The sequence below is a fragment of the Nitrospirillum pindoramense genome, from assembly GCF_007827955.1.
Lineage (GTDB): Bacteria > Pseudomonadota > Alphaproteobacteria > Azospirillales > Azospirillaceae > Nitrospirillum > Nitrospirillum amazonense_B.
On sequence record NZ_VITR01000004.1, the window covers coordinates 392,016 to 413,110 of the forward strand.

The 21,095-nt window shown below is 62.7% G+C and carries 15 protein-coding genes; 3 read left to right on the forward strand and 12 right to left on the reverse strand.

Going from position 1 to position 21,095, the window contains the following annotated elements; all coding sequences use genetic code 11:
• From FBZ90_RS08860 to FBZ90_RS08910, 10 genes are all read right to left on the reverse strand, one after another.
• Entirely contained in the window at positions 1 to 1,179 is a 1,179-nt protein-coding gene (locus FBZ90_RS08860; protein ID WP_145731094.1) for an efflux RND transporter periplasmic adaptor subunit, read from the reverse strand.
• Between the two features lie 15 nt (positions 1,180 to 1,194).
• Positions 1,195 to 2,043 (reverse strand): hypothetical protein, encoded by an 849-nt coding sequence (locus tag FBZ90_RS08865; protein ID WP_145731096.1) that lies wholly within the window; start codon positions 2,041 to 2,043, stop codon positions 1,195 to 1,197.
• A complete protein-coding gene (trxA, locus tag FBZ90_RS08870) occupies positions 2,040 to 2,363 on the reverse strand; it encodes a thioredoxin (protein WP_145731098.1) in 324 nt (107 codons plus the stop codon). Before trxA ends, FBZ90_RS08865 begins: the two co-directional genes overlap by 4 nt.
• 16 nt (positions 2,364 to 2,379) lie before the next feature.
• Positions 2,380 to 3,831 carry a metalloprotease TldD gene (gene tldD, locus FBZ90_RS08875; protein ID WP_145731100.1) on the reverse strand — a complete coding sequence of 484 codons (1,452 nt, stop codon included), beginning with the start codon at positions 3,829 to 3,831 and terminating at the stop codon, positions 2,380 to 2,382.
• Positions 3,828 to 5,186, reverse strand: coding sequence for a TldD/PmbA family protein (locus tag FBZ90_RS08880; RefSeq protein ID WP_145731102.1), 1,359 nt, complete (start codon positions 5,184 to 5,186; stop codon positions 3,828 to 3,830). The genes tldD and FBZ90_RS08880 overlap by 4 nt, the downstream gene beginning before the upstream one ends.
• Positions 5,180 to 6,955 (reverse strand): ABC transporter ATP-binding protein/permease, encoded by a 1,776-nt coding sequence (locus FBZ90_RS08885; protein WP_145731104.1) that lies wholly within the window; start codon positions 6,953 to 6,955, stop codon positions 5,180 to 5,182. Before FBZ90_RS08885 ends, FBZ90_RS08880 begins: the two co-directional genes overlap by 7 nt.
• A 25-nt stretch (positions 6,956 to 6,980) precedes the next feature.
• Entirely contained in the window at positions 6,981 to 9,251 is a 2,271-nt protein-coding gene (locus FBZ90_RS08890) for a TonB-dependent siderophore receptor (RefSeq protein WP_145731106.1), read from the reverse strand.
• A gap of 260 nt (positions 9,252 to 9,511) precedes the next feature.
• On the reverse strand, positions 9,512 to 10,477 hold the full coding sequence (locus tag FBZ90_RS08895) for a LysR family transcriptional regulator (protein ID WP_186455682.1): 966 nt from the start codon (positions 10,475 to 10,477) through the stop codon (positions 9,512 to 9,514).
• Between the two features lie 1,016 nt (positions 10,478 to 11,493).
• Positions 11,494 to 12,555, reverse strand: coding sequence for an ATP-binding protein (locus tag FBZ90_RS08905; RefSeq protein WP_145731278.1), 1,062 nt, complete (start codon positions 12,553 to 12,555; stop codon positions 11,494 to 11,496).
• Between the two features lie 5 nt (positions 12,556 to 12,560).
• The gene (locus FBZ90_RS08910; protein ID WP_145731280.1) at positions 12,561 to 13,310 is read right to left on the reverse strand and encodes a response regulator; all 750 of its coding nucleotides are present in this window, start codon (positions 13,308 to 13,310) and stop codon (positions 12,561 to 12,563) included.
• Between the two features lie 92 nt (positions 13,311 to 13,402).
• Here FBZ90_RS08910 and FBZ90_RS08915 point away from each other — a divergent pair, with 92 nt between their 5' ends.
• From FBZ90_RS08915 to FBZ90_RS08925, 3 genes are read left to right on the forward strand one after another with little or no spacing between them, the layout of a single operon-like run.
• Positions 13,403 to 14,449 carry an efflux RND transporter periplasmic adaptor subunit gene (locus FBZ90_RS08915; protein ID WP_145731110.1) on the forward strand — a complete coding sequence of 349 codons (1,047 nt, stop codon included), beginning with the start codon at positions 13,403 to 13,405 and terminating at the stop codon, positions 14,447 to 14,449.
• 2 nt (positions 14,450 to 14,451) lie between these two features.
• On the forward strand, positions 14,452 to 17,481 hold the full coding sequence (locus tag FBZ90_RS08920) for an efflux RND transporter permease subunit (RefSeq protein ID WP_145731111.1): 3,030 nt from the start codon (positions 14,452 to 14,454) through the stop codon (positions 17,479 to 17,481).
• Positions 17,482 to 17,531: 50 nt separating this feature from the next.
• Positions 17,532 to 18,941: an efflux transporter outer membrane subunit gene (locus FBZ90_RS08925; protein ID WP_145731113.1), complete on the forward strand. Its 1,410-nt coding sequence runs from the start codon at positions 17,532 to 17,534 to the stop codon at positions 18,939 to 18,941.
• 99 nt (positions 18,942 to 19,040) lie between these two features.
• Here FBZ90_RS08925 and FBZ90_RS08930 read toward each other — a convergent pair whose 3' ends face one another.
• Complete coding sequence (locus FBZ90_RS08930) at positions 19,041 to 20,492, reverse strand: NAD-dependent succinate-semialdehyde dehydrogenase (RefSeq protein WP_420872590.1); 1,452 nt, start codon at positions 20,490 to 20,492, stop codon at positions 19,041 to 19,043.
• Between the two features lie 42 nt (positions 20,493 to 20,534).
• Complete coding sequence (locus FBZ90_RS08935; protein ID WP_145731283.1) at positions 20,535 to 21,050, reverse strand: cytochrome b/b6 domain-containing protein; 516 nt, start codon at positions 21,048 to 21,050, stop codon at positions 20,535 to 20,537.
• Positions 21,051 to 21,095 lie beyond the last annotated feature (45 nt).

Below are 21,095 nucleotides of genomic sequence, written 5' to 3' on the forward strand. Positions count from 1 at the left end.
CTATCGCTGTGTCGGTTTTTGGGGCCCGTCGCCGGGCATCATTTCCCCGACGATCACTTTTTCGCCGGCCTCAAGCCCGCTCAGGATTTCCGCCTGCTCGTTATTGTCGATGCCCACGCGCACCGTCCGCGTGGAGACGCCTTCCGCGCCGAGGACCCGCACGGTCCGTTCTCCGGCGCCGGCCGGCCCCAGCGCGGCGGACGGCACGATCAGCGCGTTCTCCGCCTTGGCCAGCACGATGAAGACCTCCGCCGTCATGTTGGGCCGCAGTTGCCCATCCGGATTTTCGACGTCGAAACGGCCATTGTAGTAGACGGGGTTGGTGGTGGCGGCCGAACTGCTGCCGCCGCGGCTGCCCGCCCCCGCATCCAGGGAGGCCGCGATGTCCTCCGGCGCCGGGTCTATGGATCGCAGGGTCGAGTAAAACCGGCGCTCATTGGACGCCAGGATCTTGAAATACAAATCCTGACCCGGTTTCACTTTGCCAACGTCCGCCTCGGAGACTTTGGCCTTGACCGTCATGGTCTTGAGATCGGCCAGCAGAATGATCGTCGGCGCGGTCTGGTTCGCGTTCACGGTCTGGCCTTGCTCCGTCACGACGGAGACGACGGTGCCGTCTATGGGGGCGGAAATCTTGGTGTACCGCAGATTGACCTGGGCCAGGTCGACGGCGACTTTCGCCTGAGCAATCTGGGCGTTGAGGGACGCGACCCCGGCACGCGCGTTGTCGAGCGTTGCCTTCGCCGTCTCGTAATCCAACCTCGAACTCGCGTTCCTCGTCACCATGGCGGCTTCACGCTCAAAATTGAGCTTGGCCTGCTCCAGCGTCGCCAGCCGGCCTCCCAGTTCCGCCTGGACATTTTCCAGCGCCGCCTGGGCGGCGTTCAGGGCATTCACCTGCGGCGCGGAATCGATTTCCGCGATCAACTGCCCCTGCGTCACCTGCTGGCCCAGCGAAACATTCAGAAGCTTCACCTGGCCGGATACCTGGGCACCGACGCTCACCAGCTTTTTGGGGAATAGGACGCCGCTGGCGAGGACCGTCTGCTCGATGGCCCCGCGCTTCACCGGCACCGTCACGTATTGTGGCGCGTTGTGCGATGGCCAAAGCGCGAGCTTTATCAGGGCACCCAGGAGCGCCAACAGCGCCGCGGCACCGATATAGGTCAGTTTTTTCACTTCAGAATATGCCCATCATGCCGGGTTTGCGGCGATCTGCCCCCTGAACAGCATCGCCAGATATCTGACCGCCTCAATCCACCGCGCGCTGGCGCCCGCGTTCGCCCGGTCCAGATGGGCCACGAACCGGCCCGCCAGGTCAGGCTCACGCGCGCTGAACAGGGCCGGGTAGTTCGGCTGTTCCCCTACGGTGCGCGCAGGGGCCTGTTCCTGCCAAATCTGGCTGAGAACCTGATCCTTGCGGGCCTCGTCGGCGTCGGACCATTCCGGATCCGGCACCAGCTCGCTCAGGATTCCCCAGCTTCTGAACATCTGAACCAATATGCTGGGGGAGCTGCTCATGGGCCAAGCTGCCGCTTCCCAGACGGAATATTGTAGTTTACGACGATCGCCCGGCGGAAACTTCTCTTCCGACAGGCCCACCAGTTCGTTCCGGAGGCTGGCCCATTCGGCGCGCGCCACCACCTCTCCGGTCAAAAGCCTCTGGTGAAGTTTTGACAAGCGCCCTGTGATGTCCGACGGATCAATGTCATCCCGTGGCGGCGCCAGCATCATCAGCAGGAAGCCATGTAACGAGGGGTTCAGATCCGCGCCCGGCTCGACGGCTACCACCAAGTCCCGCCAGGCTGTGATCGCGTCCGCGTTGCCCGCATAGGCCGGCATGACGTCCAGCAATAGCACCAGGGACGGGGGCAGGCCGTAGACCGCCGAAAACTCCTCCCACTCGGTGGACATCAGCGCCATTAGCGACTTGGCATTCCGTTTGCCCGTGATATGGCCCTGGTCGATCAGCGCGTCGATATGATCGAGCAGCCCCAGCTTCAGTTCCGGACGACCGTGAAACGCAGACGTGCTTACCGTCATAATTTCTGCTCGATAATGGCTGTCAGCTGTGTGCGCGAGAGGGCGCCCACCCGGCGATGGATTTCCTCGCCGCCCTTGAACAGGATCAGCACGGGTACGGTCTGCACCCCGAAGCGAGTGGCCACGTCCGGCTCCGCCTCGATATCAACCTTATAGACATCCATCGCGCCGTCAAAATCGGTGGCCACCTCGTCAAGTATCGGTGCCAGGGCGCGGCAAGGTCCGCACCACGGCGCCCAGAAATCCACCAGCACCGGCATCTCGGCACCAATAACCTTTGAGTCAAACTCGGCTGTATTCACGTTAGTCGCTTTTTTCATTTTTGATTCCTCCACGTCACACACTGCCACTTACAACCATTTCATCAATCCGCAGGGTTGGTTGCCCCACGCTGACGCTCACCGTCTGGCCCGCTTTGCCACAGGTCGCGATCCCCTCGTCCAACGCCCAGTCATGGCCAACGGCGCGGATATGGCGAAGCGCCTCATGGCCCACGCCCACCAGCGTCACCCCCTTCACCGGGGCGGTGATCTTGCCGTCCTCGATGAGGTAGGCTTCCACCGCCGTGAAGTTGAAGCGGCCGCTGGTGATGTCGACCTGACCGCCGCCCATGCGGGGGGCGTAGATGCCCTGCGACACCGATGCCACGATGTCGGTCGGGTCCTCCTGGCCGGCCAGCAGGAAGGTGTTGGTCATCCGCGGCATCGGAAGGTGGGCATAGGATTGGCGACGGGCATTTCCCGTGGGCCTCATGTTCATAAGCCGGGCATTGAGACGATCCTGCATCAGCCCGGTCAGCACGCCGTTCTCGATAAGGGCGGTCTTCTGCCCCGGCGTGCCTTCGTCATCGACGCCCACGCTGCCCAGGCGGCCGGGGAGTGAGCCATCGTCCAGGACCGTCACCATTTCCGGCGCGATGCGTTCCCCCATCCGGCCGGCGAAGGCGGAAAGGCCCTTGCGGTGATGATCGCCTTCAAGGCCGTGGCCGATCGCTTCGTGGAACAGGACACCGGCATAGCCCGGGCCCAGCACCACCGGCATCACCCCGCCCGGGGCCGGCCGCGCATCCAGGTTGACGGTGGCAATACGCACGGCCTGGGACACGACCGACGCCACCTCCCCATCCGTCAGGCCCTCCAGCCCATACCGCCCGCCAACACCCGCGCTGCCCTGGGCCCGCGTCGGCCCCCGTTCCAGCACGATATTGATGAACAGCCGCGTCATCGGACGCGCGTCGGCAACCAATTGTCCATCGGTATTGGCGATCAACACCACCCGATGGGACGATGACAGGGACGCGTTGACCTGGCGGACGCCGGGATGCGCCGCCCTGGCCAGCATGTCCACCGCCTCCAACAATTGAACCCAGGGGAGCAGGTCGGCGGACGCCAAAGGGTCCTTGCGGGAGTAGAGCCCATGATCCGTCAGCCGCGGTGCCAGCGGCGCCAGGGTCGCCCCCGTCGTCCCGCCACCCAGTCGGGTCAAAGCCTGCACTGTCTGATGGGCGGACCGGATGGCCTCCGGACGCAGGTCGCTGGTATGCGCGAAGGAAACCTGATCGCCCAGCACAGCGCGGGAGCCGAGCCCCTGGCCGATGGAAAAGCTGCCCGCTGAAACCCTGCCATTGTCCAGCCGCCATTCACGCGACTTGGTGCTTTCGAAGAACATGTCGGCGAAGTCGGCGCCGGCCGCCAACTGCCCCAACGCGCGCGACAGTTCAAGCTCATCCAACTGATTGGGCTCAAGGATTAGACGCCGGGCCCAATCCATGTGCGGCGGATTGATCATGCCCGTCCTCCGATATGCATCGCGTCAATCAAAATGGATCCGGTGTGAAAGGCGCCAAAACGTTCGACGTCATCGCCGACATGGGTGATACCGCGCAGCATCGCGCGCATATCCCCGCTCAAGGTGATACCGGCGACCGGGAATTGCTGGACGCCATTCTCGATCCAATATCCCTCGACCGCCCGGCTCCAATGCCCCGTCGTCGGGTCGGTGCGTCCGCCGCTGAGCGTGGTGACCAGCAAACCCGTGCCGAGATGGCGCTGCATCGCCAAGGCATCACCGCCGGGATGGCGGCTGGAAAGCGCCAGATTGTAGGGGCCGCTGGCGTTGCCCGTGGTCCGCATCCCCAGGCGACGGGCGTTCAGACTGTTCAGGAAGTAGCCGTTGACCACGCCGCCATCGAGGATAAGTCGGCGGCTGCCGGCGACGCCTTCGCCGTCGTAAGCGCCGCTGGCCAGCCCCCAGGGCTCGAACGGATCCTCGAGCAGGTCCAGATGATCCGCCGCCACCCGCTCCCCCAAAGCGCCGGCCAGGAAGCTGGCGCGCCGGTACTGGGCGGCACCCATCAACGCACCGACCAGATCCTCGATCAGCGCCTGCGCGGTCCTCGGGCTGAACAGGACCGGGCCGGTGACGGACGGCACCGTGCGCGCCCCCAACTGCCCGGCAGCCCCCTGCAGGGCGCGCTCCGCCAGCCCCGGCGCCGCATCAAGGTCGCCGCACCGGCGTGCCATGGACTGCGCATAGTCCCGCGCCATGGCCCCATCCCGCATCGCCGTCACCGAACACCAGCGCGCCTGGCTGGAGCCGAGGCTCGCGCGACAGAAGCCGGTTGAGGTGACCATCACCGACAAGGTCTCGGAGCAACTGAGCCCCACTTCCGACGTCCGCAGTTCCGTCCCGGCCGGCTTTTCGAGGGCATGCAGCGCGCGCTGCATGCCCTGCGCTTCCTCGGCCAGGGCCGCGGCATCGTCGCTGACCGCCTCGTACCGCAGGGGCTGGGGACCGTCATGGGCCAGGTCGGCGGCATCCGCCAAGCCATTGTCGGCGTCCGGCTGGGCCCAGCGCATGATGCTGACCGCCTCTTCCACCAGGCGTTGGATCGCCCCGGGATCGAAGGTGGTGGTGGACGCGGCGCCCACCCTGCCCTCCTGGAAGACCGTCAGATGGAGGGAGCGATGGCCGCTGCGCACCGCCGTTTCCAGCCGCCCGTCCCGTAGGCCGAGTTGAAGCCCGCCGCCCGAGGCGGCGCTGGCGCTGGCTTCCTTGCCACCGGCGCGCAGGGCCAGCTCGACGGCCTGCTCGCTGGCCGCGCGCAGGTCCACCTCGCTGTCGCTGATGTAGGCGCTTAACATACTGTTTCCTCTTTCGGGGGCAGCGTGGCCTGCGTCGCCCCATCCGCCGCCAACCGCAGACAATGGGTATGGAACGGTGTCAGGCGCTCATCATGAACGACGCTGATCAGGGTGACGGACGGCAGGCGCTCAAGCAGGGTGGTGTAGAAGTGCAGCGCGTTCGCCATGTCCAAGGCGCTGGTGGCTTCGTCAAGGACCAGGCGGTCCGGCCGGTAGAGCAGGATTCGGACCAAGGCCAGCCTCTGCTGTTCCCCGGGGGAGAGCTGATCCGTCCAGGGGCGGGATTCATGCAGCCGCGTGGCATGTTTCTCCAGCCCGACGACGCTGAGCAAGGAGATGACCTGTTCATCATCGTACCGCTCCGGCGAGCCGGGAAAGCAGATGGCGTTCTTCAGGGTTCCGATGGGCAGATAGAGGCGCTGGGGCACGAACATGGTCAGGCCCTGGGACGGCACGTGAACCACCCCGGCGCCATCCGGCCACAAGCCGGCGATGGCCCTCATGGTGGAACTCTTGCCTATTCCCGACGGCCCCACCACCACCCAGCGCTGACCCGGCAGGATCGTCCAATCCCCAATGGCCAGGGACGCGTTGTCATGGAAGTCCAGGCGGAGGCCCCGGGTGGAAATCGTGTCACCACCGTCCCTGATTATTTCGATATCGGTGGCGCCCTTCCGCTCCAACACCTGGTCGAAAGCCCAGATACGGTTGACGTTGGCGATTTGCTGGGCAAATGACTGAAAGGCTTGATAGAAGAATGAAAGGGATGAGGTCATGCGGGAGAAGGCGTCCTTGGCCGCCATCACGCCGCCAAAGGTCAACGTACCCGCGAAGTATCTGGGAATAGCCAGGAATAGGGGCAGCACTTGACCGACACCGTCGAACGCGTGCTGGGTCGCGTTGATGCCCATCTGGGCCAGGATCAGCCGGTGATAATTCTTCCTGACATGATCGAATGCCGCGCGCAGGGACTGCACCTCCGCCGGCGCGGCATTCAGGAAGGCGATTTGTTCCGCATTGCGGCGAATGTAGATCAAGCCGAAGCGGAAGTCGGCCTCCACCTGCTGCTGACGCATGGTGCGAGAAATCAGGGGGCGGCCGACCAAGATGATGGCCCCGGTGGTGAGCGCCGTGTACAGCAGGGAATACCACAGCATGTCGCCGGGTATGGAGATGTGATATCCCGCGATCAGGAACCGTATCGGCGCCGCCGCGCTCCACAGCACAGAACCAAAACTGATGCCAGCCGTTATGGAACCAAAGATTCCTACCACTATGGCCATTACACTATTTGTGAAGTCCTTGATATCCTCGGCTATCCGCTGGTCCGGATTATCGATCAACGCGGCCCTTTCCATGGAATAGAACCCATTGTTCTTCATCCAGCGCGCCACATATTCCGTGGTCAGGACGGTTCGCCATCTCAAAGAGAACATGCCGTAGAAGTATAGATCAAGGACGATGGCCACGGCTGAACAGCCGTTGATCAAAAAAAACTTGATGACCTGGGGCAGGAACAAATCCACCTGTTTGTTCTGGACGACATCATAGAAATAGTGCTGCCAACTATTGGCCTGAACGGAAAGATAAATAACGATGTACTTGCTTCCCAAAAGGAAAGCGGTGCCGAACCAGGCAAACACCCAATCCGAGGAAACCCAGTAGGATGTCAGCAGCTTGAGAAAGTGGCGTACCCGCACCTCGGTGCTGACGCTGGGAAGCCCGGCCGGTGGCCGGGCTTCCTTCACTGTATGGTTCGACATGCTCATTCAGGCCACACTCGATCTGGGCAAATTAAAAGAACTTGTAGGACAAGGTGGCCCGCCAAGTACGCGGTTCCATAATGGGTAGGTAGCTATCGACAGTCGAGACACCGTAGTTACGGCGATCGAACAGGTTCTTGATGCCCACATTGAGCTGCCAGGATTTATAGGCGCCAATGACGTTGACGTCGAATTGCTTGGCATCCGGGGTTTTCTCCGTCCCTTTGGTATTCAGGTAGGAGCTGGAGTTTCCATACAGACCGCCCGACAGGGTCAATTTCAGGTCTTCGCCCACCGGCTGGGTATAGGACGTGTAAAGGCTGTACTTGACGCGCGGCTGGCCCGCCACATAGGCGCCAGCCTTGATGTTCATCTGATCAAACTTGCTGTAGGTGAAGGTGGAAACCACCGTCCAGCCGGGCAGGATCGTGCCGCGCAAATCGAGGTCGACGCCCTTGCTTTCCTGACCATCGTTGGCGAGGTAATAGCCGGGGTGGGCCGGGTCGGCGATCAGGACGTTGCTTTGCTGCAGGCGGAAAACCGACGCCACCAATTCCAGCTTCTGGTTCAACATGGACAGCTTCAGGCCGCCCTCCAGATTCTTGGACGTGATGTCAGGCAAGCGGTTCTTTGTATAGTCCAGGGAAAAATTCGGAATGAAACCAAGCGCATAGTTAGCGAAAAGCGACAAGTCGTCGGTTACGTCGTACACCGCGCCGAAACTTGGCACCGAGGACGACGCGGAATTCTGGCTGGTCGACGGCCGCTGACCGTAAATATGGCTGGATGTGTCATACCAATTCTGCCGCACCCCCCCAATGAAGTGGGCCGGCCCCCAGGTCATGATATCCTGGAAGTAGAAGGCCTGCTCATTATAGTCCAGGCTATAGGACATTTCATCGATGGACGGCATGGGCTTGACCACACCGGTCGTCAAACTGAAGGGAAAGAAGCTCGATTTCGATGCGTCCAGCGCGTCGTCGTGCGTTTGAACGTAGCTATAGCCAATGTTGACGTTGTGATTGATGAAGAATGTGTCGAATTTCAGCCTGGCATAATCATCCAAGGACCAGGTCTGGTTGCGCTGCTCGTCATGCCCATTGTTGATCAGCAGGGTCGTGGGCGCCAGCACGGAGAAGGGCGCGTACAACCCGAAGCCAAGGTCCTGTTTCTGGTATTGTCCGCGGCTGACAACCGTGAGCCAATCGGCGGCCTTGTGCTCAACCGAATAGGTGACTTCCTTGTCCTTCGCGGTGAAGCCGGTGTCGGCGGGGCCGATGGGCTGTGTCCTGGCCGGGACGATCTGCCCCTTATACATATAGGTATAGGGGTTGACGCCGGTATCTTGCTGATAGATCTGGCCGCTCAGGATCGCGTCGGTCTTCTCGTCCTTGTAGCGCAGGCTGGGGGCGACCAGATAATTCTGATCCCCGCGGTAATTCTGCATGTTGTGGTCGGCATCGGAGCCGGACAGGATGAGGCGGCCGCTTATTCTGCCGTCGTCGCTCAACGCGTCAGAGGCATCGACGGTGCCCTTGCGTGTCTGATAGCTGCCGTACTCCAGGGAGGCGTTCAGCAAAGGATCAGCCGTCGGCTTCTTGGTCACCAGGTTGATGGTGCCACCCAGGCTGTAGGAGCCGTTCAGCAGAGCGTCCGGCCCCTTCAGAATCTCGACGCGTTCCAGCCCCGCCACCGGTTGCGATGCCCCCGCGATGGAACTGTTGCCGACGGAGGAGGAAAGGCCGTTGGTCAAGCCGGTGCTGCCGAAGCCGCGAACGCTATAGCTGGTACCGCCCTGGACGGTGGCGAAGTTCGGGATGACGCCGCCGGCGTCCCGAAGCGCGTCCGTCACGCTCTGCGCCTGCTGATCTTCCATCAGCTTGCTGGAAATAACCGTCGTGTTGCGGGCCTGCTCACGCAGGGACGCGCCGCTGCGGCTGGAGGTGGAGGCGTCGCGGACCAAAAGGCTGGTTTCGGCCTCATCGCGGTGCGCCATGACAATGATGAAGCTGATGACGGTGAGGGTGCCTTTATCATTGATCAGGACCAGGCGCGTGCCCGCGATGGCCTTTTCAATGGCATCGTTTTCGTCCTTGGCGCCGGTGACGGCCACGGACTTCAAACCCTTGACGGCATCGGGGTCATAGTCGATGTGTTGACCGGACTGCCGTTCAATCTCCTTCAGCGCCTGTTCCATCGGCATCGACGGCACACTAATGCTCACATTCTGCGCCACCGCCGGCAGCGCCACCGCAAAGGCCGCCACGGCCGAAACACCGGCCAACAGGTCCCAACTCTTCATTCCCCTGCTCCTGTTCTGTCAGCCGCCATCGCTGCCGGAATCTCAAATGATTCCAGACTACAATGTTATGTTGGCTGAATATTATTATTCCGCTGTCACCAAACCGTTAAGGAATGGCGCGCAGTTGCCCGAATTTTATTTTTTGGCATTTAGCCATTCACCCCTATCATAGAGGTAGTTGGCGACTTCCTCGTGAGAAGCTGAGAATTAGATTGGGAGAATAGCGCTGGTCTGGCAAATCAGTTCTGCTAATGCCCATATCACCTTAATTTATGGACATAAAAGCGCGACGCCTCGTCATGTATGATGGACACCAGCCAGCGCATGAGCGGCTCCTGGTCACGATGGGAATGCCATTGCATGGCAATGGATGTGAATTCGCTCGGGAATGGCGTCTGGACAACCTTCAACGGCAATATACTGGCAAAGAACTGTGCAAACCGTGAAACAGTCGTGACGATCAAATCGGTACCAATCACGATGTTTGGCAGCATCGCATAGCGTGCGGTGCGGACCGCCACATGGCGACGATCCAAAATATCCAGGGTCTCAGCGCTTATATTTCCAAATAATTCCATTGACTGGAACATAGCCGCATGGCGTCCCGTTAAATAGGTCTCCAATTTCATTTCATAATCAACAACCGGATGATCCTTCCAGACCATGCAGGAGAGCTGCTCGTAGAATAGATGAGTCTTCGACAGGCTGTTTGATTGGAAATTTTCCGAGACGATCACCAAATCGATATCTTTTTCCAGCAATACTTCCGCAGTCGCATATTGGAAGGGGGCGACATGGATATCCACGCCCGGCGCTTCCTTCTGAAGGCGCCGGATGACGAGAGGCAGGAAGGTGATCTCCACCATGTCAGGCGCCGCTATGCGGATGGTCCTCCGGTCCGTCGCCGGATCGAAGCTCAGGGTCGTGCCGAAAACGTCCGCCGCTTCCCGCAACAAATGGCGCACGCGGGGACGAAGGGCCTCCGCCAACGCCGTCATCTGCCTTTGCCCGTTACTGTATACGACCAGCTCATCACTAAAGTGTTCCCGCAATTTCTTAAGCGCCAGGCTCATCGCAGGCTGGCTAATATGCATGCGGGTCGCGGCCTCCGTTATGGAAGCCGTGTTTAAAATGGCATCAAGGGCGTAGAATTGGTTTAAATTACTTCTCTTAAGGAAATCCACGCCCCCGTTAACCATGATCATCCTCATAAAGATTCCGACCATCAGCTTCACTTCCCGCCACAAACGCTGGCAAGGAAAAACGTCACCGGAATCACTCCGTATATGCGTTAAAGACATGGCGGAATTGGCGTAACAGCGCCCCAATACGCTTAACGCCCGCCGGCCCTGACATCGATTAGTGAAATCATAGGTCAAGGCGCCTAACTTAACCGCTTCGGGATTGGTGGAGGCTTCCACTCCTGAAAGTACGGCTCGAAAACCAAGTCGCGGTTCACCCGCACACGCCAGGACAATCAAGGCCGGCCCGTAAGCGTCGGCTGCTCGCCCGGGTCCTTGGCGGCCAGCCGTTGCCCCACCTGGTTGGCGGCATTGTCGCCGCTCTGAAGTACGGCCACGACGACAGTGCCCCCCTGCCCCGGCTCTTCCTTCGCTTCCCGTCACGGACTGGCGACATGTATCGATACCACCCCAAATACCGACAGGCGGCTTCAATGACGGGTGTATCCCGGGGATACGCTCAGCCCGGCCAAGCTACGGTCATGCGTGAAGTACCCGATATCCAATAAGGGGTTAGATTACGCCAGCGCGTATTTTTGTCGGCCTGCGGAAACGATGGCGTAGGAGAAAATGGTGCCCAGGGGCGGAATCGAATTCCGCATCCTAATCTACTGTCATAAAACGATTATATTCGCGAGCACTGGCACCAGTATACCAACGGCAATACCAACATAGAGTCTTGGTTGCGCGGTTCTATTCTGACAGAAGCCCATGCTCCGATCCAATTTCAGCAATTCGCAGGTTCAAATCCCGGGCCCGCAACCATCTTAACTTGCTGTTTCGCGCGGCGGCATAAGACCCCGTCTGATTGGGGTGTTGAGGTGAAGCTGCTCCTGACCGCTGCGCCTACCTGATACGTGGCATCTCCCTTGGGCCACGCGCTTCTCTTGGCAGTCGACGCGGGGGCCGCCGCAGCATGGGCCCAGGGCGGTGAAGCGTCTCAATCGGGCCATGACCTTACATAATGCCTGACCCGACATTAATGGACTTCAGAGGGACTCTCAGGTAGGCCAAACCAATTCGAAGACCGTTCCCCCGGTGCCGGATGCGCGGCACATCGCGTCACCCCCGTGCGCCCGTGCCAGCGCCTTAACCACGGCCAAGCCCAAGCCGCTGCCCCGACCGGATCCGTCGCCCTGGCCGCTATGGAATGCCTCGAACACGCGCTCGATCAATCCAACGGGAATACCTGGCCCGGTGTCCTCGACCTCGAGGTGAGCCATGCCGGCGCTTTCGAACAAGCGAATGCGTAACGGGCCAGGGGAGGCGTGGTGGACAGCGTTGTCCAGCAACGCAAGTAAAGCCTGCCGCATCCGCACCGGATCGCAGATCGCTTCGAATTCGCCCAGCTCCAGGGAAAGCGTGAAACCCGCGGCGCGCAAGGTCGGTTCAAAGGCGTTCACCGTGGACCGGATCTCGGCGGCAAGGTCACACTGCTCCAACTGAAGCGCCAGGCGACCACTTTCGTCCAGGCTGAGCAGGCGGAGATCTTCGACCAGCCGGGACAGTCCCTCCACTTGGCTCAGCAGCCCCAACGCCAACTGAGGGCTCGGCTGAAACACCCCCTCCGCCAGCCCCTGAAGTCGACCACGCAGCACCGTCACGGGGGTTCGCAGTTCATGGGCAATCGCGGCATTCCAGAACGCGCGGTCTCGCGCCATGCGCTCCAGACGTTCGGCCAGGTTGTTGAAATCGGAGACGAGACGCGTCGCCTCCCCCATCGAATGCTCGTCTGCGATGGCGCGGGCGGAAAGGTCGCCTTCAGCCACCAGCCGCAGATTATCGGCGACGGAATTGAGCGGTGCCAGAATCCGCCGGGCCAGCCTGACAGCGACACCCGTCGCCAGCACCAGCGCCGCGAGCATCGTCATGGCCATCCAGGTGAGTTCCGCCGGGGCGGGGACGAGGCCGTCGGAAATGCTCGTCGGGGAGTAGGTCATGAAGATGGCGTAGAACACATACGATCCGCAGATCGCCAGCAAGACCACACTAAACGCCAAGACCATCATCGACAGGACGATCTGTCGGCGCAGGCCGGACCCCTTTTGTCGCCGCTCGGCCATCGGCGTCACACGCCTCCCAAACGGTAGCCGACGCCTCGCACGTTCGCAGGCACCCCCATCACCCCATGCGCTTCCAGCTTCTTGCGCAACTTGCTCAAGTGGCTGTCGATCGTGCGCTCCAGCGCCTCGCCTTCCGGTAGGCAGGATTCCAAGAGCTGGCCCCGGCTGAACACGCGTTTCGGTGTTCGGGCCAGATGGGCTAGCAGACGGAATTCGGTAAGCGTCAGGTCGAGCGCCTTTTCACGCCCGTCCTTGCCTTCGACCGCCGCCTGATGGCCTTCCAGATCGATCGTCAGGGCGCCGAAGCGGAGGACGCGGCGCGAGGCGGCCCAGCCCTCGCCGCTCGTCCGTCGCAGCACCGCTTTGACCCGCGCCACGACTTCCGCGGGATTGAAGGGCTTCACGACATAGTCGTCGGCGCCGATCCGCAGGCCCATCAGCTTGTCGATGTCCTGATCCAGCGCCGTCAGCATGATCACGGGGGTATCGCCACGATGGCGAACCTCGGTCAGCACCTGCCAGCCATCCAGGCGCGGCATCTGCACATCCAGAATCAGCAGATCGGGATTCAGCGACAGGTGAAGGTCCAACGCCCGCCGCCCATCCTCCGCCCGGACGACGCGGGTCCCCGCCCGCTCCAGATAGGTGGTCAGGATGTCAGCGATGTCGGGATCGTCCTCGGCAACCAGAACCAGGGCTTGCTCTTCCACCGTAGGGGTCCGTTCTTTTTTGGGGCCTCCATCATATCTCCACATACCCGCCGCCCAAACGCAACCGTCGTCCACCATCTACGGCGTCGGGTGGCCGGCACCGAACGCCGCGCCAAAGACTGCGGGCTGGCGGAGCGATGAAACGGAAGGTCCTATTCTTGGTGGCGGTGTTGGGCGCGGGGGCGTACGCGGCGTTCTCGTTTTCAAGCGATGAGCCGAAGCAGGCGGGCCAGGGCAAACCGGGCGACACCTTGAGGGTCACGGTCACAAATCCCACCGAACAACGGGTGATCGAGCGTGTCGGCGTGACCGGCACGCTGGTTCCACGCGAGGAGGTCACGGTGGTCGCCGAGGTCGCCAACGCCCGCATCCTCATCGTGTCGGCGGAGGTGGGCGACCATGTCCGCAAGGGGGACACGCTGGCCGTTCTCGACGCCGAAGGCGCCCGCTTGCAGATCGCACAGATGGAGGCGGAATACGCCAAGGCCCGCGATGAGTTTTCCCGTGTGGACACGATCAAGGACACGGGGGCCGTCAGCACCGGGCTCGTCATCGAAAAGAAGAAGGCCGTGGACGCGATCAAGGCCCGACTGGAGGAGGCTCGGCTAGCCGTGCGGCGCACCGCCGTCACCGCCCCTGAGGGCGGCATCGTGTTCGAACGGCGCGCCACCATCGGCGGGCTGGCGAACACCAGCGAGGTGCTGTTCCGCATCGCCCGCCATGGCGAGATCGAAGCGGAATTACGTGTTCCCGAAGGTTCCGCGAGCCGTGTGCCGCCGGCAGCGGCCGTCAGCCTGTCGATTTCGGGACAGGCGGTCCCGTCTTTGGGAACCGTGCGCCTGGTGTCGCCGCGCATCGACGCGTCAGACCGTTCCGCCCCGGTCCGCGTGGCGATCCCCGCCAACGACGGGCTGAAGGTCGGCGCTTATGTCCACGCCGACATCGCGTTGACCACCGTCACCGCCCTGGCCGTGCCCGGCACCGCCATCCAGCGGGATGGTGGCGGGGCGTTCGTGTGGGCGGTCGAGGCTGAGGGGCGGATCGTCCGCCACGCCGTCACCCCTCTTCTACAACAGGATGACGTGACCCTCGTCACGGGCGTCACGTCAGACCTGCGCGTCGTCGCCCGGGCCGGATCGCTGGTCCGGTCCGGCGATGCCGTGAAGATTGTGGAGGCGCGCTGATCATGTCGATGCCTGTGTCGACCTGGGCCATTCGCAATCCTATCCCACCCATTATCCTGTTTCTGGCCCTGACCATCGCGGGGTTAGTCGCGTTCTTCCAGATTCCCGTCAACGGTATGCCCAGCGTCATTGTCCCGGCGGTGAGCGTCACCATCAGCCAGCCCGGCGCATCGCCGAGCGAGATGGAAACCCAGATCACCCGGCGCGTCGAAGGCGCCCTGGCCGGGCTGCACGGGGTGAAGCACATCACCTCGACGGTTTCGGAGGGCGTGTCGCAGACAACCGTCGAGTTCCACCTGGGTACCGATTTCGACCGCGCGACCAATGACGCGCGGGACGCCGTCGCTGGCATTCGTGACCAGTTGCCGCGCGCAGTTCAAGAACCCCAGGTGCGGCGCGAGGATGCAGAGGGCGGTGCGCTGCTCATCTTCAGCGCCCATGCCCCTGAAATGCGGGCGGAAGAGCTGACGTGGTTCATCGACGATACCGTGACCCGTCAGCTTTTGTCGGTTCCGGGTGTGGCGAAAGTGGCGCGGCGTGGCGGCGTCACGCACGAAATCACCGTCACCCTTGATCCGCTGCGATTGTCCGCCTTCGGCGTCACCGCCGCCGACATCAGCCGGCAACTGGCCCAGACCAGCGCCGACTTCCCGGGCGGGCGCCTGGTCCAGGCGGGCACGGAATACAGTCTGCGGGCACTGGGCGGGACACCGTCGGTGGCGGCGCTGCGCGACACCTGGATTGGGCTCGGCGCCAGTCGCGGCGTCCGCCTGGGCGACATCGCCGACGTGACCGATGGTGGGGCGGAGGCGCGCTCGATCACGACGATCGATGGCAAGCCGGCCGTCACCTTCTCCGTGCAGCGGGCCAAGGGAGCCAGTGAGATCACCACCGGCGCCGCGATCAAGGCGGCGATCGCGGAGATGCACGCGGCCAACCCCACCGTCACTTTCATGGAACTCTTCTCCCTCGTCGACTTCACCAAGACCAGCTACGATTCGACAATATCGAGCTTCGTCGAAGGCGCGGTGCTGACGATCTTGACCGTCTTCCTGTTCCTGCGCGACGGACGGGCGACGGCGCTGGCGGCGTTGACCATCCCGCTGTCGATCATCCCGACCTTCCTGGTCATCCATCTGCTGGGATTCTCACTGAACTTCGTAAGCCTGATGGCGATTTCGCTCGTAACCGGCGTGCTCGTCGACGACGCCATCGTCGAGATTGAGAACATCCACCGCCATATGGCGACGGCGAAAAAGCCCTATGACGCGGCCATGATCGCAGCTGATGAAATCGGGCTGGCTGTGGTGGCGACAACGGCGGTGATTTGCGCCGTGTTCCTGCCCGTCAGCTTCATGGGCGGCACCTCCGGCCAGTTCTTCGCCCAGTTCGGCGTGACGGTGGCTGTCGCCGCGTTCTTCTCTCTCGTGGTGGCGCGGCTGCTGACACCGCTGATCGCCGCCTATGTCCTGAAGGCCCCGGCCCACACGGGCGAGCCCGCGGGTGTGTGGACCTGCCGCTATCGCCGGTTGGTCGAATGGACGCTGGACAACCGCGCCAAGACCCTGGGGGTCGCCGGATTCAGCCTGGCGCTATCGTTCGCGCTGCTGCCGCACCTGTCGACCGGTTATCTGCCTTATGAGGACTATTCGCAATCCAGCCTGACCATTGAACTGCCACGCGGCTCCACGCTGGCGCAAACCGACGCGGTCGCACAGCGCGTTGCGGGCACCCTGAAGAACCACCCCGAGGTTCTGTACGTCCTGACCAACTCCGGCGGCGATTCCGGTGTGAACGTGGCCACCGTCGACATCAAGCTGGTGCCACCGAAGGCGCGCGACATCAGCCAGCGCGACTTCGAAAGCCGGGTTCTTCCGGATCTGGCGGCCGAGCCCGACGCGCGCGTCAAGTTCTCCAACTCCGCCGGTGCGAAGGACATCAGCATCGCGCTCACCAGCGAGAACGTGGCGGTGTTGGAGGCGGCGGCCGTTGGCATCGAGCGCGACATGCGCGGCATCGCCGGGATCACCTCCGTAGGCAGCACGATGCCTGCGGCGCAGCCGGAGATCCTGATCATTCCCGACCTCGCCAAGGCGGCGCAGCTCGGCGTCACCGTTCAGGCGCTCAGCGACGCGGTGACCATCGCCACCATCGGTGACATCGACAGCAATCTCGCCAAACTCAACCGTGACGGACGCCGCTTGTCCATCCGGTCGCGTCTGGCCGCCGCCCCGGTGACGTCGCTCGACACCATACGGGAGCTGCGCATTCCGACCGTATCGGGCGGTTCCGTAGCGCTTGCCGCCGTGGCCGACATCCGGCTCGGGTCTGGTCCGGCGAGCATCGAGCGTTACGACCGCCGCCGCAAGATCGCGGTCGAGGCGAACCTCGATGGTCTTCCCCTGGGCGACGCCATGGAAAAAATCCGGGATTTGCCGTCCATGCGCGCGCTGCCCAAGGAGATCGAGGTCCGGAACACTGGCGATGTGGAGGAAATGACCGACCTGTTTTCCCGCTTCCTGACCGCCATCGGGTCGGGACTGATGATGGTCTATGCGATCCAGGTTCTGCTCTACAAAGACTGGATCCAGCCGCTCACCCGCATGGCGGCGCTGCCGTTGTCCATCGGCGGCGCCTTCCTCGCCCTGCTGCTGACCGGAACCGATCTCAACATGCCGGCGGCCATTGGGATCCTGATGCTGATGGGGATCGCCGACAAGAACTCAATCCTGCTCGTCGATTACATGGTCGAGCGCATCCGGGCCGGCACCCCCCGGCGTGAAGCGATCGTCGATGCCTGCGCCGTCCGCGCCCGGCCGATCATCATGACGTCTCTGGCCATGCTGGCGGGCATGGCGCCCATCGCCCTGGGCCTGGGCCTCGACACCGCGTTCCGCGCCCCAATGGCGATCGCGGTGATCGGTGGCCTGATCTCGTCCACCGCGCTGAGCCTGGTTTTTGTGCCTGTGCTGTTCGACTACGTGCGCGATTTCCAGGACTGGCTGGCGCCCCGGCTCCAGCGGCTGCTCTGACCCCGTTTCCCCAGACGCACTCCTGTTTCCCAGGGGCAAGGAACGAACCCATGCGTTTCTTCATCCTCTTCGCGCTCACGCTGACGGTGTCGGCGTGCTCCTTGGTGCCACCACACCAAACGCCGGAGCCGCCCATTCCCGCTGTCTTTCCCAACCACCAAGCGGCACCGCCGGGTGCCAGCGCGGCTGGACTGGGTCGAGCCGAGGTGTTCCGCGATCCGCGCTTGCTCCGCATCATCGATGTGGCGTTCGCCAACAACCGCGACCTGCGGCTGGCGATGCTCAACGTCGAAGCCGCCCGCGCGCAAAGCCGGACACAGACAGCAAGCACGTGGCCCGGTGTCGATGCACAAGCGACGTATAGCCACGAGCGGATGGCGGGGCTTGGCGAGCGGCAACCCGCGACCACTGATCAGCATGGCGCGTCCATCGGTATCACCGCCTTCGAACTCGACCTGTTCGGTCGGATGCACGCCTTGTCAGATGCCGCGTTCAGCCGTTACCTCGCCAGCGCCGAGGGGTTCCAGGCGGCACACGTCACCCTGACCGGGGCCGTCGCCGACGCCTACTTCGCCGAGCGGCTGGCGGTCGAGCAGCGGGCACTCGCGGACCAGATGCTGGCGGATTGGCGTCGGTCGCTGGAGCTTTCGCGCATTCTCCAGCAAAGCGGGCGGGGCGGGACCGTGGATGTGGTCCGGGCCGAAGCCCAGGTGGCGTCGGCGGAGGCCGATCTGCACGCGCGGGAACGGGCTGCCGCGCAAGCCGACAACGCGCTTCGGCTGGTGGTTGGGGTCGAGGTGCCAGCGGATCTGCCGCCGCCGCTGGCGCTGGATCTCGATCCGGTGGTGACGCGTTTGCCGGCCGGCCTTCCTTCCGACCTGCTGCTCAACCGTCCAGACATCCGCCAGGCCGAACGAACCCTAGCCGCCGCCAACGCCGACGTGGGCGCGGCCCGCGCCGCGTTCTTCCCCCGGCTGTCGCTGACCGCCACGTTTGGCTTCGCCTCGCCATCGCTGGCGGCCCTGTTCAACGGTGAGCACAACGGCTGGAACTTCTCGCCCCGCGCCATCCTGCCCATCATCGATGGCGGCAAACTGAACGCCGACCTGGACCTGGCGAAGGTTCGCAAAAACGAAGCGGTGGCCCAGTACGAGAAGGCGATCCAGACGGCGTTCCGGGAGGTCGCGGATGGCCTGGCGGGAAGCGCCACCTTCAGCGCCCAGATCAAGGCCCAGACCCGCTCCGTGACGGAATCCGCCCACGCGGTGAGTCTGGCTGAGGCGCGCTACCGCGCCGGACTGGACAGCAGCCTGGAACTGCTGGACGCGCAGCGCCAGCTTCAAATGGCACAGCAGGCGCTGCTGAGCCTGCGCCGCGAGGAGATCGCCAACGCCGTGGCGCTGTACAGGGCATTGGGAGGCGGGGCGGCGGACGAAATCCGGAGCGAGCCGCAACCATGACCCCGACCAAAACGCAGCGCCCACCGGAATAGGACAGGACGCTGCGACCAAGTCCCTGTGTGCAGCTTCCGAGGTTCCCCCGGTTAAAACGGCACAGTCCTATGAGCCCTCTAAACCACCCAAACACACGTATTTCATATCGAGGTAGTCATCAATCCCTTGGCGCCCCCCCTCCTTGCCAATTCCCGACTCCTTAAGGCCGCCAAAAGGCCCCTCAACGGTGGTGATCAGACCTTCATTGACACCGACCATGCCGTATTTGAGCCGCTCCATGACACGGAAAGCTCGGGCAAGGTCGGCCGTGTAGAAATAGGCGGCCAAGCCGAACTCGGTATCATTGGCCCGCGCGATCGCCTCTTCTTCGGTTTCAAAGCGCGACACGGGCGCGATGGGCCCGAAAATCTCCTCCTTCATGCACAGCATGTCGGAGGTGGCGCCGGTGATGACGGTGGGCTCGAAGAAGCTGCCGCCCAGCATATGACGCTTGCCGCCGGTGGCGATGCGCGCGCCATTGCCAACGGCGTCCTTGATCAAGGCCTCAACCCGGTTCACCGCCTTGGCGTCGATAAGGGGGCCCTGCTGCGTCTGCGGATCCAAGCCGGAACCGACCTTTAGCTTCCCTGTCGCCGCCGCCAGCTTGTCAACGAACCGGTCGTAGACGCCCGACTGTACCAGGAAGCGATTGGTGCAAACGCACGTCTGCCCCGAATTCCGGTATTTCGACGTGATGGCTCCGTCCACGGCGCGATCAATATCGGCGTCGTCAAAGACGATGAAGGGCGCGTTGCCGCCCAATTCCATGGACACCTTCTTAACGGTGGCGGCGCATTTCGCCAGAAGGACCTTCCCTATTTCCGTTGAGCCGGTGAAGGTCAGCTTGCGCACGATGGGGTTGAGGCAAAGCTCGTCGCCGATCTCGCCGGCATTGCCCGTCAGAATGTTTACCACGCCCTTGGGAAAGCCGGCCTCCTCGCACAGTGCCCCCCAGGCCAGTCCTGAATAGGGCGTCTGCGTCGCCGGCTTCGCAACGACCGTGCACCCCGCTGCAAGGGCGGGAGCGAGCTTGCGGGCAAGCATCGACGAAGGGAAATTCCAGGGCGTGATCGCCGCGACCACCCCGACCGGTTCCCGGGTGACAAGAATGCGCCGGTCAGCCCAGGGGGATGGAACCATCTCGCCATATGTCCGCCGCGCTTCCTCGGCGAACCAAAGGACGTAGCCGGCGGATGCGCGGATTTCGCCCACCGCCTCGGCCAAAGGCTTTCCCTGTTCCAAGGTCAGCAGCTCAGCCAATGCCTGCTGGTTGCGCACGATCAGATCATGCAGCGTGCGCAGCAGCTGAGACCGCTCCAGCGCGGTCGTCCGGCGCCAGGTTTGAAACGCGGCATCCGCCGCGGCTATGGCCCGCCGCGTCTCCGCCTGGCCGGACCGGGGGACGACACCGATGCGTGCCGACGTCGCGGGGTCGGTGACGTCTATCGTGGCGCCCGAATCCGCGTGCACCCACATACCGTCGATATAGTTCTGCTCACGCAGATAGCGATTCACCACGGCACATCTCCAGCCATTTCTTTAATGCAGAACCCAATGCCATCAGATCATCCGCGACAGCGGATCGTTCTTTTTGTCTTTGTCGAACAGACGGTGCTTCAGCGCACCCAACACATGGATGGCGATCACGGCCAGCAGGGTGTACGCCAGCACCGCGTGAATGGAACTCAGCCTCTCGGAAAGGGCGTCGTTCTTCGCCAGAAGCTCAGGAATCTTGAGCCCAAACAACGTGACGCCGTCACTTTCAGAGAAGGTGCTGGATCGGGAATATCCAATCACCGGCACCAGGATCATCAGTCCATAAAGCACCACATGGGCGATTTTGGCGGCAACGGCTTCGATCCGCGAAAGGCCGGTGCTAAGCACCGGGGTTGGCATGAACCCCCGCAGTGACAATTGAAGGATGACCAGGATGATCACTACAAGGCCGAACGACTTGTGAAGGGGATAGAATCCCTCAAATTTTTGGGGAATATTGTCACCTAAGGATACCATCTTCCAGCCCAGCCAAATCATTCCCAAGATGATGGCGGCGCGAGCCCAATGAATGATCCGCATGGCCAAGGGATATTTTCTCACTGAACTCAAGGTATCCTCCGGAAA